This is a genomic window from Cellulosimicrobium sp. SJTW-1, from assembly GCF_047716875.1.
Taxonomy (GTDB): domain Bacteria; phylum Actinomycetota; class Actinomycetes; order Actinomycetales; family Cellulomonadaceae; genus Cellulosimicrobium; species Cellulosimicrobium funkei.
Genome location: NZ_CP136680.1, coordinates 2,606,253 through 2,619,546 on the forward strand (window position 1 = coordinate 2,606,253; position 13,294 = coordinate 2,619,546).

General features: G+C 75.9%; 11 protein-coding genes. All 11 read right to left on the reverse strand.

Translation table 11 applies throughout. From position 1 onward, the window contains the following. Positions 1–134: 134 nt before the first annotated feature. The 11 genes from RSE42_RS11910 to hrcA all read right to left on the reverse strand — a co-directional run bounded on the left by RSE42_RS11910 (position 135) and on the right by hrcA (position 13,277). Positions 135–2,324, reverse strand: coding sequence for a hypothetical protein (locus tag RSE42_RS11910; protein WP_186325273.1), 2,190 nt, complete (start codon positions 2,322–2,324; stop codon positions 135–137). Positions 2,325–2,494: 170 nt separating this feature from the next. Further along, entirely contained in the window at positions 2,495–4,147 is a 1,653-nt protein-coding gene (locus tag RSE42_RS11915; RefSeq protein ID WP_043651763.1) for a PQQ-binding-like beta-propeller repeat protein, read from the reverse strand. Between the two features lie 83 nt (positions 4,148–4,230). After that, positions 4,231–5,829 (reverse strand): alpha/beta hydrolase family protein, encoded by a 1,599-nt coding sequence (locus RSE42_RS11920; RefSeq protein WP_415296351.1) that lies wholly within the window; start codon positions 5,827–5,829, stop codon positions 4,231–4,233. 78 nt (positions 5,830–5,907) lie between these two features. Beyond that, positions 5,908–6,858, reverse strand: a complete 951-nt coding sequence (era, locus tag RSE42_RS11925; protein WP_415296353.1) for a GTPase Era — start codon at positions 6,856–6,858, stop codon at positions 5,908–5,910. Next, positions 6,855–8,189 carry a hemolysin family protein gene (locus RSE42_RS11930; RefSeq protein WP_086151103.1) on the reverse strand — a complete coding sequence of 445 codons (1,335 nt, stop codon included), beginning with the start codon at positions 8,187–8,189 and terminating at the stop codon, positions 6,855–6,857. The genes era and RSE42_RS11930 overlap by 4 nt, the downstream gene beginning before the upstream one ends. Further along, positions 8,186–8,638: an rRNA maturation RNase YbeY gene (gene ybeY, locus RSE42_RS11935; protein ID WP_021482948.1), complete on the reverse strand. Its 453-nt coding sequence runs from the start codon at positions 8,636–8,638 to the stop codon at positions 8,186–8,188. The genes RSE42_RS11930 and ybeY overlap by 4 nt, the downstream gene beginning before the upstream one ends. Beyond that, complete coding sequence (locus RSE42_RS11940) at positions 8,635–9,723, reverse strand: PhoH family protein (RefSeq protein WP_021482947.1); 1,089 nt, start codon at positions 9,721–9,723, stop codon at positions 8,635–8,637. The genes ybeY and RSE42_RS11940 overlap by 4 nt, the downstream gene beginning before the upstream one ends. A 121-nt stretch (positions 9,724–9,844) precedes the next feature. Continuing rightward, positions 9,845–10,207, reverse strand: a complete 363-nt coding sequence (locus tag RSE42_RS11945; RefSeq protein ID WP_021482946.1) for an HIT domain-containing protein — start codon at positions 10,205–10,207, stop codon at positions 9,845–9,847. Beyond that, on the reverse strand, positions 10,204–11,016 hold the full coding sequence (locus RSE42_RS11950) for a 16S rRNA (uracil(1498)-N(3))-methyltransferase (protein ID WP_396052081.1): 813 nt from the start codon (positions 11,014–11,016) through the stop codon (positions 10,204–10,206). The genes RSE42_RS11945 and RSE42_RS11950 overlap by 4 nt, the downstream gene beginning before the upstream one ends. 13 nt (positions 11,017–11,029) lie before the next feature. Then, positions 11,030–12,154 carry a molecular chaperone DnaJ gene (gene dnaJ / locus RSE42_RS11955; protein WP_043651775.1) on the reverse strand — a complete coding sequence of 375 codons (1,125 nt, stop codon included), beginning with the start codon at positions 12,152–12,154 and terminating at the stop codon, positions 11,030–11,032. A gap of 106 nt (positions 12,155–12,260) precedes the next feature. Continuing rightward, complete coding sequence (gene hrcA, locus RSE42_RS11960) at positions 12,261–13,277, reverse strand: heat-inducible transcriptional repressor HrcA (RefSeq protein WP_021482687.1); 1,017 nt, start codon at positions 13,275–13,277, stop codon at positions 12,261–12,263. Positions 13,278–13,294: the final 17 nt, after the last annotated feature.

Genomic DNA, 13,294 nt, shown 5'->3' on the forward strand with positions numbered 1-13,294 from the left:
GAGCTGCCGCATCAGGTGCACGACGCCACTGTACTCCTCCGCCGTCCGCGCGCCCGGGACGTCCGCTCCTCGGGCACGGCGTGGGTGCGCCCGGCCGGCCCTCGCGCGGAGGGCCGGCCGGGCGCCGGGGTGCGTCAGCCGCGTCGCGAGCGCAGCGCCGCGTCGACCGCCGGGTCGCCGAGGTTGCCGAGCCACTCGAGCAGCGCCGGGTACGTCGACGGGTTCGCCGCGACCTGGGGCCGCAGGTGCGGCGCGTCCTGGACGATCTGCGCCAGGACCTCGAGCGGCGTGCTCGGGTCGAGCGCCTGGGCCGCGGTGAAGCCCGCCGGCTGGGCCGGCGGGGCGTACGACGGCTGCTGCGCCGCGGGCTGCTGGGCGTACCCCTGCTGGCCGTAGCCCTGCTGGTCGTACCCCTGCGGCGCGTAGCCCTGCTGCTGGCCGTAGCCCTGCTGGGGGTACCCCTGGCCGGGCTGCTGGGCGGTCGGCTGCGGGCCGGTGCCCGGCTGCTCCTCCTGGTAGGCGGGCAGGACCGCCGTCGACGGGCCCTCGTCGGGCGTGAGGCCGGGACGCGCGGCGTACCCGCTGCGCTCCGGCTCCGCCGGCTGGACCGGGAGCACCTCGGTCGCGTCGGACCCGGCGGCGAACCGCCGGTCCGGCGCCTGCTGCGTCGGGACGGGCCCCGTGTGCCCGGCCGGCGGGTAGGTGCCCGCCGGCCCGGTGGCCGGGTAGGCACCCGAGCCCGGGTAGGCACCCGTGTGCCCGGTCGTCGGGTGCGCACCGGTCGGCGGGCCCGCCGGGGCGGGCGCGGGCCGGGCCGGCTTGGGCTGCTTCGGCGCGGGCGGCTGCCACACGTACGCGCGTGCCGCCTCCGCCCCGGTGGCCGCGGGCACGGGGCGGTGCTCGGCGAAGTAGGCGCGCACCTCGCGCGGCACGGTGAGCGCCCCGACGACGAGCAGCGGGAGGCCGAAGGCGAGCAGCACGTGCTCCACACCGCCGCCGAGCACGACGCGGTTCGAGGTCACGACGAGCAGCACGATGCCGAGCAGCGCCACGACGCCGGCGCCGCCGAGCGCGAGCGGGCGCCCGGTGGCGGCGTCGCGAGCGAGCGAGCGGCGCGCGACGAACGCGACGGCGGCCGCGAGGACACCGACGATCACGGCGAGGACGACCGGGACGCCGCGTGCACCGTCGGCCAGGGTGAGCACGGCGCTCACGGCGACGTAGCCCGCGACGACGAGCACGAGGTCGAGGGCGTTGACGGCCACGCGCACCCAGGTGGTCACCGGGTCCGCGGCAGCCATCGCGCGGTGCACAGCGGGCGCCGCGGCGACGGCCGCGAGCGCCGGGACGAGCACGAGCCCGAACCGGCCGCCGTGCGTGCTCTCGATCGTCACGAGCCCGTTGTTGCCCGAGCCGAGGACGAACCCGACGGCGAGCATGACGCCCAGCCCGACGAGCGTGAGGCGCGCGGCCTCGGACCGGCGCCACGTGCCGTACGTCGGCAGCCCGGCGAGCGCGAGGACGAACACCGCGGCCACGATCACCAGCAGCACGAACAGGGCGCCGCCGAGGCGCGTGCCGGTGGCGGTGAGGATCACCGTGAGCAGCACGGTGAGGGCGAGGAGCGCCGCGAGCGCGAGGAGCGCCTGGAGCCACCGGTCGGTGACCGCGCGGTCCTGGTCCTGCGGCCCGAGCTCGCTCTCGCGCGGCTGCGCCGCGAGGAGCGCGCCCGCGAGGCCGAGCGCGGCGGCGGAGCCGACCCCGCCCCACCCGTCGGCGAGGTCGCCGCCGCCCACGACGTCGACCACGAGGTAGACGAGCACGAGCAGCACGTACGGCGCGTTGGCCAGCAGACGGACCTTGCGCGTGGTGTGCACGGTCCAGGTCGTCGGGAGCACGCCCGTGCGCGCGAGGTACGGCAGCGCGAGCGTCAGCAGCGAGAGGATCGTCAGCAGGACGACCTCGATCTTGTCCGACGCGCGGCTCGACACGTCCCACGGCAGCGCGAGGGAGACGAGGAGCAGCAGCGCGGCGACGCCGTCGCGCACGTAGTCGCTCACCGGGATCCCGGCGAAGGGCGACGCGGTGGCGGTCGCCGTCGCGGTCCCGCCGGTCTCGCGCGCGGAGCCCGTGTCCTTCTCCGTACCCGTGTCCGCGGCTCCCGCCGCGTCCGGGTCCGACCCTGCCGAGCCCGTCGCACCGTCCGGTGCGCGCTCGGCCGTGGAGTCCCCGTCACCCGCCGTGACGCCCTGGGGCGCCGGGGTCGGCCCGGTGCCCGCAGCACCGGGCTGCGGGTCCTCGGCCGGCTCTGTCTGGTTGGTCATCGTGCACTCCCTACGCTGTCGCGCGGTGCCGGTCGCACGCACGCCGGGCCGAGGGGCCCCGACCGTTTCTACCGGTTCATCACGTGCGGCTCAAGCGCCCACGCGGCCCGGGGCCACCATCCGGACGGTGCCGGCGGCGACGCCGGAGGGCGTCGCGCCCGCCCGGCACCTCACGAGACCGCCGTCAGCCCGCCGGTCCCGAGGAGGAAGAGCCGGCCCTCGACCGCGAGCACGTCGTAGGTGCCCTCCGGCAGCGTCCAGCGCCACTCGACCGCCCCGTCGTCGAGCGCGATCGACACGAGCCCCGGCTGGCGGCGCTGCCGCTCCGTGACGAACAGCGACCGGCCGTCGGTGAGCACCGGCCCGGGGCCGCCGTCCTCGAGCGTGACGGCCCACTCCTCCTCGCCCGTGCGGGCGTCGACGCTGCGGTAGGCCGAGTCCGTCTGGACGACGACGCGGCCGTCGACGCGCGCGACGGCGCGCATGCCCGTGCCCGGCAACGACCACAGCTCCGACCCGGTCGCGGCGTCCACGCCCACGATGCTGCCGAAGGTGTTCGTGACGATGACGCCCGGCGCGGACCCGTCCGACAGGGGCGCCTCGAGCACGCGGCCGGAGATCCGGAACGCGGGCTCGCCCGCGGCGGTGAACACCGTGGCGGTGCCGCGGCCGTACTCGTTGCCGACGTAGCGCCCGTCCTGGAGCCGGACGATGGTCCACACGTCGTCCTCGACGAGCGACAGGCCGTCCTCCGTGAGCGCCGCCGCGACGCCCGGCGCGAGGACGTCGACGACGCCGCGGCGCACGTCGAGCACGACGTCGCCGCCGCTCCCGAGGCCGTCGTGCGCGAGCGTGCGCTCCCACCGCACCTCGCCGGTCGCGGCGTCCTCGCGCACCACCGCGACCTCGTCGCCGCGCCACCACGCCCGCACGACGTCCGTCGCGCCGACCGGCACGACGGACAGCCGCCCCGCCGTCGCGGCCGTGCGCTCCCCCACGACCTCCCCGGTCGTCGCGCGCACGGTGGTGAGCCGGGCCGCCTGCTCGCGCCACCCTGTCGGCACCGCGCACACCACCACCTCGCGCGCGGGCTCGCCCGAGGCCGGCAGGCACGTGGCACGGTCGCCGAGACGCTCGGACCGCCAGAGGACCGAGCCGTCCGCGACGGAGTACGCCGTGAGCGACCCGTCGACGGTCACGACGGCGCCGACCGCGGGGACGACCTCGGTGCCGGGCTCGACGGGGACCGACCAGCGCGGCTCGGGCGGGTCCTCGAGCGGCCGCAGCCCGCCGGCGAGCGCGGTGACGTCGACGGGCCGCGCGTCCTCCATCGACGCGGTGAAGGCGACGGAGCCGGCGAACGCGACGGCGACCGCGAGCGCCACCCACGGGACGGGGTGCAGGAACCAGCGGCGCCCGGCCGCACGCACCTGCGGGGACTCGCCGCCCCCGTCGGACCGGGACGGCCGGGGCGCGCCGGACCGCGCGAGGCCGGGCGTGTCGTGGTCCGTGGGCGGGTGCTCGTCCTGCGGGCGCGACAGGGGCAGCACGTCGCGGGCCGCCCGGTCGTGGTGCCCGCCCCGGACGGCGGGCGGGCCGTCCTCGTCCCGGGGTCGCGGCCCGTCGGGCGGACGGTGGGCGGGCGCCTCGGCGGGGCTCGCGAGCGCGGCGTCGAGGGCGGCGTCGAACCGGTCGTCGGACCGCAGCTCGGGCGGCAGGAGCTCGAGGCCGCCGACCGCCGTCCCGGCACCGTCCGTCGTCGGCTCGTGGGTGACGTGCCCGGCACGAGCCGCCCGGTCCTGCGCGAGCCGACGGCGCCTCACCCGTCCACGATACGCACGCCCGTCGGGCCGCGCCGGGCGAGCGGCGGGACCGCCGCGCCCGGACGACGGCGCACCGGCAGGGTCTAGATGCCGAGCTGGTAGACGCCCCAGTACGCGAGGATGACGAGCAGGACGGTCGACCCCGCGATCACGCACCACAGCATGACGCGGGGGGTCACGCCCCGCGCGACCTGCAGCACGCTCCCGCCCTCGTCCGCGGCGACCGCCTCGCCGGTGCCCCGGCGCTCGTCGTGCGCACGGCGCGCGGAGCGGACCTCGGCGGCCCGGTTGACCAGCAGGGCTCCCGCGACGAGCGTCGCGAGCCCGACGAGCCGCACCCCGATCCAGCCGCCCTGCACGACCCACGCGTCCTTCTCGTAGTCGAGCGCGAGCCGCGCGGTGGCGACGAGGTAGACGACGAGCGCGACCGTCGTCGCGAACGCGCCGACCCCGAGCCCCACCAGCGGCACGCGGAAGCCGGGCGCGAGACCGGCGGGCGCTCCGGGCCGGCCCGCGACCCGTCGCAGCCGGCGCACGAGGCCCCCGACGAGGCCGACGAGCGGGCCGAGCACGAGCAGCCCGACGGCGGCGAGGACGAGGGCGACGAACAGGTCGCCGTTGCCCAGCCAGCGCGGCGACGGGACCGGCCCGGCGAGGTACTGCTGCGCGGGCTCGGCGCCCGCGACCTGCGGCAGCGCGGTCGCGCTCGCGGGCAGGGACGTCACCCACGCGCTCACGTCGCGCGGGAAGTCGGGCACGAGCACGTCGTCGATCTTGATCCCGTGGTTCGCGTCCGCGTAGTACCGCACGGTGACGTCGGCCCCGCCCGGCACCTGCGACGACGGCCCCGTGGCGTCGAGGATCTGCCGCGCCCCCTGCTCGACGGGCATCGACGGGTCCGCGGTGCCGTACACGACGAGCACCGGCTGGGTGAGCCGCTCGAGGAACGGCTCCACGTCGAAGTCGGCGTACTCGAAGCCGCCGCCGGGGATCGCCATCCCGACGGCGCGCGGGATGGCCCGGAACACCCCGTGGGGCACGTCGGTGTTCCGCAGGTAGCTGTCGACCGCGAACGCGGCCTGCTGGCGCGGCGGCACGACCGGCGCGGACACGAGGACGGTGAAGGCGATCGTCGGGTCGTCGGCCGCCATCACGGGCACGATCCACGTGCCCTCGGACTCCCCGTACAGCCCCACGCGCTCCGGGTCGACGCCGGGACGCGCGCGCAGGAGGTCCACGGAGTGCGCGTAGTCGCGCGCCATCGCCTCGTAGTCGCGGTGCCGCGTCGTGTAGGTGTCGAGCCGCTTGTCCGGGACGAGGGTCACGACGCCCGCGCTCGCGAGGTCGGTCGCGACGTCCACGAACGCCTCGGACGCCAGACCGGTCCCCGCACCGTGCACGAACACCACGCCCGGGAGGTCGTCGCCCGCGTCGACGGGCTCGCGCAGCACGCCCCCGACGGTCGCGCCGTCGAGCCGGACCGTCACGTCGGTCTCGCGCACGTCGTAGGTGCCGACCGGGGCGGCCCCGCCGGGCGGCTGCCCGCCGACGGTCGTGTCGGGCGTCTCGGGGACGAGGTGCTCGGTCACGGGCACCGGGTCCCACTGCGGCCCGGTGACCGCACCGACGATCGCGAGGACGATCGCGAGGGCTGCCGTCGTCGCGGCGGTCCGGAAGATCACCGAGGAATCGTACGCCGCGGGCCGCCGGCCGGTCCCTGGTGCCCTCCCGACGGCGGCACGGGGGGACGTCCCCCCGGGTCAGAACCCGAGCCGGTGGAGCTGCTTCGGGTCGCGCTGCCAGTCCTTGGCGACCTTCACGTGGAGGTCGAGGTAGACGCGCGCGCCGAGGAGCGCCTCGATGCCGTGCCGCGCGCGCGTCCCGACCTCGCGCAGGCGCGAGCCGCCGCGGCCGATGACGATCGCCTTCTGCGAGTCGCGCTCGACGAAGAGGTTGACGCGCACGTCGAGCAGCGGCGGCCGGCCCGCGGCCTCGTCGCCGCTGCCCTCCCGGGGCACGATCTCCTCGACCTGGACCGCGAGCGAGTGCGGGAGCTCGTCGCGCACGCCCTCCAGCGCCGCCTCGCGCACGAGCTCGGCGACCATGACGGCCTCCGGCTCGTCCGTGAGCTCGCCGCCGGGGTACAGCTCGGGGCCCTCGGGCAGGTGGGAGACGAGGACGTCGGTGAGCACGTCGACCTGGTAACCGTCCTGGGCCGAGACGGGCACAATGTCGGCCCAACCGCCCGCCGTCTCCCCCAGGCGGTCGACCGCGAGCAGGTGCGCGGCGAGGGTGCCGCGGTCCACGAGGTCGGCCTTCGTGACGACGGCGACCACGGGCGTGCCGCGGCGCCCGCGCATGAGCTCCGCGAGCTCGTTCGCGATGAAGCGGTCGCCCGGGCCGATCTTCTGGTCGGCGGGCAGGCAGAACGCGATGACGTCGACCTCGGTGAGGGTCTCGCGCACGAGGTCGTTGAGACGCTCGCCGAGCAGCGTGCGCGGGCGGTGCAGCCCCGGGGTGTCCACGAGGACGAGCTGCGCGTCGGGGCGGTGCACGATCCCGCGGATCGTGTGGCGCGTCGTCTGGGGGCGCCCGGAGGTGATCGCCACCTTCTGGCCGACCAGCGCGTTCGTCAGGGTCGACTTGCCCGCGTTGGGCCGCCCGACGAGGCAGGCGAAGCCGGAGCGGTGCTCGGGGGTGGTCGTGCTCACGGGGTGTCCTTCACGGTGGGGAGGGGCTGACGGGTGTCGGCCGCGGGGTCGGGCTCGTCCGGCGCGGGGACCGGAGCGTCGGGCGAGGTCGCCGTGGAGACGAGGACGGTCGCGAGCTGCTTGCGGCGGCCCTGGACGCGGTCGGCCTCGAGGCGCAGCCCGTGGACCTCGGCCACGGAGCCGGGCAGCGGGACCTTGCCGAGCGCCTTGGCGAGCAGGCCGCCCACGGTGTCCACGTCGTCGTCGTCCAGGCCGAGGCCGAAGAGCTCGCCGAGCTCGTCGACGCCGAGGCGGGCGGGCACGCGCAGGACGCCCTCGCCCAGGTCCTCGACCTCGGGCTCCGGCCGGTCGTGCTCGTCCGTGAGCTCGCCCACGATCTCCTCGAGCGCGTCCTCGATCGTCACCAGTCCCGCGACGCCGCCGTACTCGTCGACAACCATCGCGATGTGCGAGGACGACGCCTGCATCTCGCGCAGCAGGTCGTCCACGGGCTTGGACTCGGGCACGAAGATCGCGGGGCGCGCGACCTCGCCCACGGGCCGCGCGTCGGTCCCGGGACCGCCCTGCAGGACGCGCACGACGTCCTTGAAGTAGGCGACGCCCACGAGGTCGTCCGCGGACGTGCCCGTGACCGGGATGCGGGAGAAGCCGGAGCGCAGGAAGAGCGAGAGGGTCTTGCGCAGGGGCGTGTCGCGCGACGTCGTCACCATGTCCGTGCGGGGCACCATGACCTCGCGCGTGAGGGTGCTGCCGAGCTCGAACACGGAGCGGATGAGCTCGCGCTCCTCCTCCTCGATGACCTCGGACTCGTTGACGCGGTCCACCATGTCCTGGAGCTCGCGCTGGTGGGCCCCCTCGTCGGGCGCCGGGGCGAGCCGCGTGAGCCAGCGCGTGGCCCCGACGACGATCGTGAGCAGGCGCGACAGGCTCAGCAGGACGCGCACCGCGTGGCGACGGCCGAGGGACCGCGGGCTCACGCGCACCACGAGGAGCCCGACGACGACGCTCACCGCGAGCGCGACGAGCAGGACCTGCCACCACGGCTCGAGCCACGCCGCGACGAGCAGCGTGAGGCACGCGACCGCCGCGACCTCCGCGACGACGCGCACGAAGCCGACGGAGCGCACGGTCGCCGCCGGGTCCGCGAGCAGCGCCAGCGCCCGGCGCCCCTCCGGGCGGGCGGGCACGGCCGGGTCGTCGCCCAGGGCGGCCTCCGTGACGGCCGCCCGCGTCACGCGCAGCACCGCCGCCTCGCCCGCGCTCAGCGCGGCCGCGAGCACGACCGTCAGGACGGTCAGGGCCGCCAGGAGCGCGACGGGTTCGCCGCTCACCGGCCCGCGAGGAAGGTCAGGAGCAGCTTGCGCTGCAGCGCGAACATCTCCTTCTCCTCCTCCGGCTCGGCGTGGTCGTAGCCGAGCAGGTGCAGGATGCCGTGCGTCGTGAGCAGCAGCATCTCCTCCGCCGTCGAGTGGCCCGCCGTCACCGCCTGCTGGGCGGCGACCTCCGGGCACAGCACGACGTCGCCGAGCTGGCCGGGGCCGGCGACCTCGCCGTCGCGCCCGGGCCGCAGCTCGTCCATGGGGAACGACAGCACGTCCGTCGGGCCGGGCTCGTCCATCCAGCGCACGTGCAGCTCGCTCATCACGTCCGTGTCGACGAAGAGGATCGACAGCTCGCTCTGCGGGTGCACGCGCATCGCGTCGAGCACGTACCGTGCCAGCGCCGCGAACTCGGCCTCGTCGACCTCGGCCTCGGTCTCGTTGTTGACCTCGATGCTCACGCGTCGTCCCTCGTCCGTCGTTCTCGTGCCGCGGGGCGTCCGCGGCGGTCGTCGTCGCGGCGGCGCGACCCGGAGCTCCCCGAGCCCCCGCCGCTCGCCAGGTCCCACCGCGCGTACGCGTCGATGATGTCGCTCACCAGCCGGTGCCGCACCACGTCGGACGACGTGAGCCGGCAGAACTCGACGTCGTCCACGCCGGTGAGGACGTCCTCGATGACGCGCAGGCCGGACTGGGTGCCGCCCGGCAGGTCGACCTGCGTCGCGTCGCCCGTGATGACCATGCGCGACCCGAAGCCGAGGCGCGTGAGGAACATCTTCATCTGCTCGGTGGTCGTGTTCTGCGCCTCGTCGAGGATGATGAACGAGTCGTTGAGGCTGCGCCCGCGCATGAACGCGAGCGGCGCGACCTCGATCGTGCCGGCCTCGATGAGCTTGGGGATCGAGTCCGGGTCGATCATGTCGTGCAGCGCGTCGTACAGCGGGCGCAGGTACGGGTCGATCTTCTCCGTCAGCGAGCCGGGCAGGAACCCGAGCCGCTCCCCCGCCTCGACGGCCGGGCGCGTGAGGATGATGCGGTTGACCTGCTTCGACTGCAGCGCCTGCACGGCCTTCGCCATCGCGAGGTACGTCTTGCCGGTGCCGGCGGGACCGATCCCGAACGTGATGGTGTTCGCGTCGATCGCCTCGACGTAGCGCTTCTGGCCCACGGTCTTGGGCCGGATCGTGCGGCCGCGGCTCGACAGGATGTTGAGCGTCAGCACCTCGGCCGGGCGCGACGCCGTCGCGGCGGTGAGCATCGCGATGGACCGCGTCACGACGTCGGCCGTGAGCTGGGTGCCGGCCTCGACGACCTCGACGAGCTCGTCGAGCAGGCGCGCGGCGAGCGCGACCTCCCCCGGAGGGCCGGCGACCGCGATCTCGTTGCCCCGCACGTGCACGTCGACGGCGGGGAACCCCTCCTCGACGGCCCGGAGCACGGAGTCGCGGCTACCGAGGAGCGCCACCATCGGCACGTGGTTCGGGATGACGATGCGGTGCTCGACCCGGTGCGACGAGGGGTCGGGTTCTCGGGACAGAGAGGTCATGAGCCGGCTTGCGCCGCTGCGCTCCTTCGGTCGGGCAGTGGGTCCGGGACGGCCACCGCCCCGCAGATCGCTTCCATCGTACCGAGCGCGGCCGGGCGTCACACGCGCTTTCGCGCAGGGCTCAGGCGGGCGACCAGCCGAGCTCGGCGCCCGCGATGACGTGGCCGTGCACGTGGAACACGCTCTGGCCGGCGCGCGGCCCCGAGTTGAAGATGAGCCGGAACTGGCCGTCGGCCAGGTCGCCCGCCACCTCGTCCGCCAGCGCGACGACGTCGCCGAGCAGCTCCGGGTCCGCCGCCGCGAGCTGGGCGATGTCGCCGTGGTGGTCACGCGGGACCACGAGCACGTGCACGGGCGCCTGCGGGTCGATGTCGCGGAACGCGATCGAGCGCTCGCTGGTCGCCACGACGTCGGCCGGCACCTCCCCCGCGACGATGCGGCAGAAGAGGCAGTCCGGGTCGGTGCGCAGGTCGGTGCTCGTCATGCCCCCGAGGCTAGACCACGCGTCCCGGCCACGCCCCAGCGGCCGAGCCGCTCCGCGAGCAGCGCCACGGCCACCGGGCCGGCGGTCGACGTGCGCAGCACGTGGGGCCCGAGCCGCGCCGCGACCGCGCCGGCCGCCGTGAGGTCGGCGAGCTCGCGGTCGGAGATCCCGCCCTCCGGGCCGACGACGACGAGCACCTCGGGCGCGGGCGCGCCGTCCGTGGCCGGACCGGCGGGCAGCCCGACGTCGGCGAGCGGCGTCGTCGCCTCCTCGTGCAGGACGATCGCCCGACCGCCCGCCGCGACGACGTCGACGACCCGCGCCGCGAGGCCGCGCGAGTCGAGCGCGACCTCGACGCGGGGCAGGCGCGCGCGCCGGGCCTGCTTGGTCGCCGTGCGGACGGTCGCGAGCCACCGCGCGCGGGACTTCGCCGCGCGCTCGCCGCGCCACACGACGACGGACCGCTCCGCCTGCCACGGCACGACCACGTCGACGCCGATCTCCGTCGCCGCCTCGATCGCCATCTCGTCGCGGTCACCCTTGGCGAGCGCCTGGACGAGCGTCACGACGACGTCCGGCGCCGGCTCGCGGTCCACCTCCTGCACGAGGAGCGTCACGCGGCCCGACTCGGCGTGCTCGACGACGCACCGCAGCCGGAGCCCGTCACCGTCGACGACGTCGACGCGCTCGCCCGCGCCGCGCCGCTGCACGACGCCCGCGTGCCGGCCCTCCGCGCCGTCGAGCACGTACCGGTCGCCGGGCGCGACGCCGTCGGTCCCCGTCTCGGCGAGGAACACCGGAGCACTCATGCCCGCGCCCCGCTCAGCGGCCGGAGAGCTTGTCGCGCAGGCGCGAGAACACGCCCGGGTGCGCGGCGGCGAGCCGGGGCTCGGGCCGCTCCTCGCCGCGCAGCGCGGCGAGCGAGCGCAGGAGCTGCTCCTGCTCGGGGTCGAGGGCCGTCGGCACCTGGACCTCGATGTGCACGTTGAGGTCGCCGCGCCCGCTGCCGTGCAGGTGCCCGACACCGAGGTTCTTCAGCGTGACGATCTGGTTCGGCTGCGTGCCGGGGCGCAGGTCGATCTCCTGGAGCCCGTCGAGCGTCTCCAGCTCGAGCACGGTGCCGAGGGCGGCCGCCGTCATGGGCACCTGGAGGGTGCAGTGCAGGTCGTCGCCGCGGCGCACGAACGTGTCGTGGTTGCGCTCGCGGATCTCGACGTACAGGTCGCCCGCGGGGCCGCCGGCCGGGCCGACCTCGCCCTGCGCGGTGAGCTTGATGCGCGTGCCCGTGTCGACGCCCGCCGGGACGTTGACCGTGATGCTGCGGCGGCTGCGCACGCGGCCCTCGCCCGAGCACTCCGCGCACGGCTCGGGGATGACCGTGCCGAAGCCCTGGCACGCGGCGCACGGCGCGCTCGTCATGACCTGGCCGAGGAACGAGCGCGCGACGCGCTGGACCGTGCCGCGGCCGTGGCACACCTCGCACGTGCGGGGCGAGGTGCCCGGACGGCAGCAGGTGCCGCCGCACGTGCCGCACACGACCGCCGTGTCGACCTGGAGCTCGCGCTGCGCGCCGAACGTCGCCTCGGAGAGGTCGATGTCGAGCCGCACGAGCGCGTCCTGGCCGCGGCGGGCGCGCGGGATCGGGCCCTGCTGCGCCTGGGCGCCGCCGAAGAACGTCTCGAAGATGTCCTGGAAGCCGAACCCGCCGCCCATCGGGCCGCCGCCCCCGCCGCCGGGGGCGCTGGGGTCGACGCCGAGGTCGTACTGCTGGCGCTTCTCCGGGTTGGACAGCACCTCGTAGGCGCGCGCGACGTCCTTGAAGCGGTCGCCCGCCTCCTCGCCCGCGACGTCCGGGTGCAGCTCGCGCGCGAGCTTGCGGTACGCCTTCTTGATCTGGTCCTGGCTGGCGTCACGGGCCACGCCGAGGATCTCGTAGTAGTCGCTCACACGTCACTCTCTGCTGGTGCGGGTCGTGAGGCCGGCGCGGGGCCGGTCGGGAGGGGTCGGGGGTGGTCGTCGAGCGGGCCCGCCGCGGGCGGGGAGACCGCGGGGCTCACGTGCCGAGCACCCGTGACAGGTAGCGCGCGACCGCGCGCACCGCCGCGATGGTGCCGGGGTAGTCCATGCGGGTCGGCCCGATCGAGCCGACGAGCGCGACCGTGTCACCGTCGTTACCGTAACCGGTCGTCACGACGGAGGTCTCCGCGAGGCCCTCGAGCTGGGTCTCGCGACCGATCCGGACGCTCACGCCCGACTCGGCGGCCATCTCGGTGAGCAGCCCGAGCAGGACGACCTGCTCCTCGAGCGCCTCGAGGACGGGGCGCAGCGCATGCTCGAACCGCATGCCCGCGCGCGCGAGGTTCGCCGTGCCCGCGAGGACGAGGCGCTCCTCGCTCTCCTCCGCGAGCGTCTGGGCGACGAGGTCGCCCACCGCGCGGACGAGCGGGGCGTCGTCGGGGTGGAAGCTCTCGGTCACGGCGGCGAGACCGGGCGCGAGGTCCGTGAGGCGCTTGCCCGCGGCCGCGGCGTTGAGCCGCGCGCGCACCTCGACGAGCGTGCCCTCGTCCGGCAGGCTCGCGACCTCGAGCGTGCGCTGCTCGACGCGACCCGTGTCCGTGATGATGACGACCAGGAGCCGCGACTCGCCGACGGGCACCAGCTCGAGGTGGCGCAGGCCCGACCGGCTCAGCGACGGGTACTGCACGACGGCGACCTGGCCGGTGAGCTGGGCGAGCAGGCGCCCGGCGCGGGCGATGACGTCGTCGAGGTCCACGCCCTCGGACAGGAAGGTCTCGATGGCGCGCTTCTCCGGCGCGGACAGCGGCTTGACGCCCGAGAGGCGGTCCACGAAGAGCCGGTAGCCCTTGTCCGTCGGGATCCGGCCCGCGGACGTGTGCGGCTGGGCGATGTACCCGGCGTCCTCGAGGGCCGCCATGTCGTTGCGGATCGTGGCGGGCGAGACGCCGAGGCTGTGGCGCTCGGTGAGCACGCGCGAACCCACGGGCTCGCGCGTGAGGACGTAGTCCTCGACGATGGCCCGCAGCACCTCGAGCCGGCGCTCCTCGCTCACGTCCACCTCCCGCGTGC

Coding starts and splice junctions, on each gene's coding strand:
- RSE42_RS11950 (WP_396052081.1), bottom strand. CDS start 11,016: ATGAGTGCTCCGGTGTTCCTCGCCGAGACGGGGACCGACGGCGTCGCG.
- RSE42_RS11910 (WP_186325273.1), bottom strand. CDS start 2,324: ATGACCAACCAGACAGAGCCGGCCGAGGACCCGCAGCCCGGTGCTGCG.
- RSE42_RS11945 (WP_021482946.1), bottom strand. CDS start 10,207: ATGACGAGCACCGACCTGCGCACCGACCCGGACTGCCTCTTCTGCCGC.
- RSE42_RS11940 (WP_021482947.1), bottom strand. CDS start 9,723: ATGACCTCTCTGTCCCGAGAACCCGACCCCTCGTCGCACCGGGTCGAG.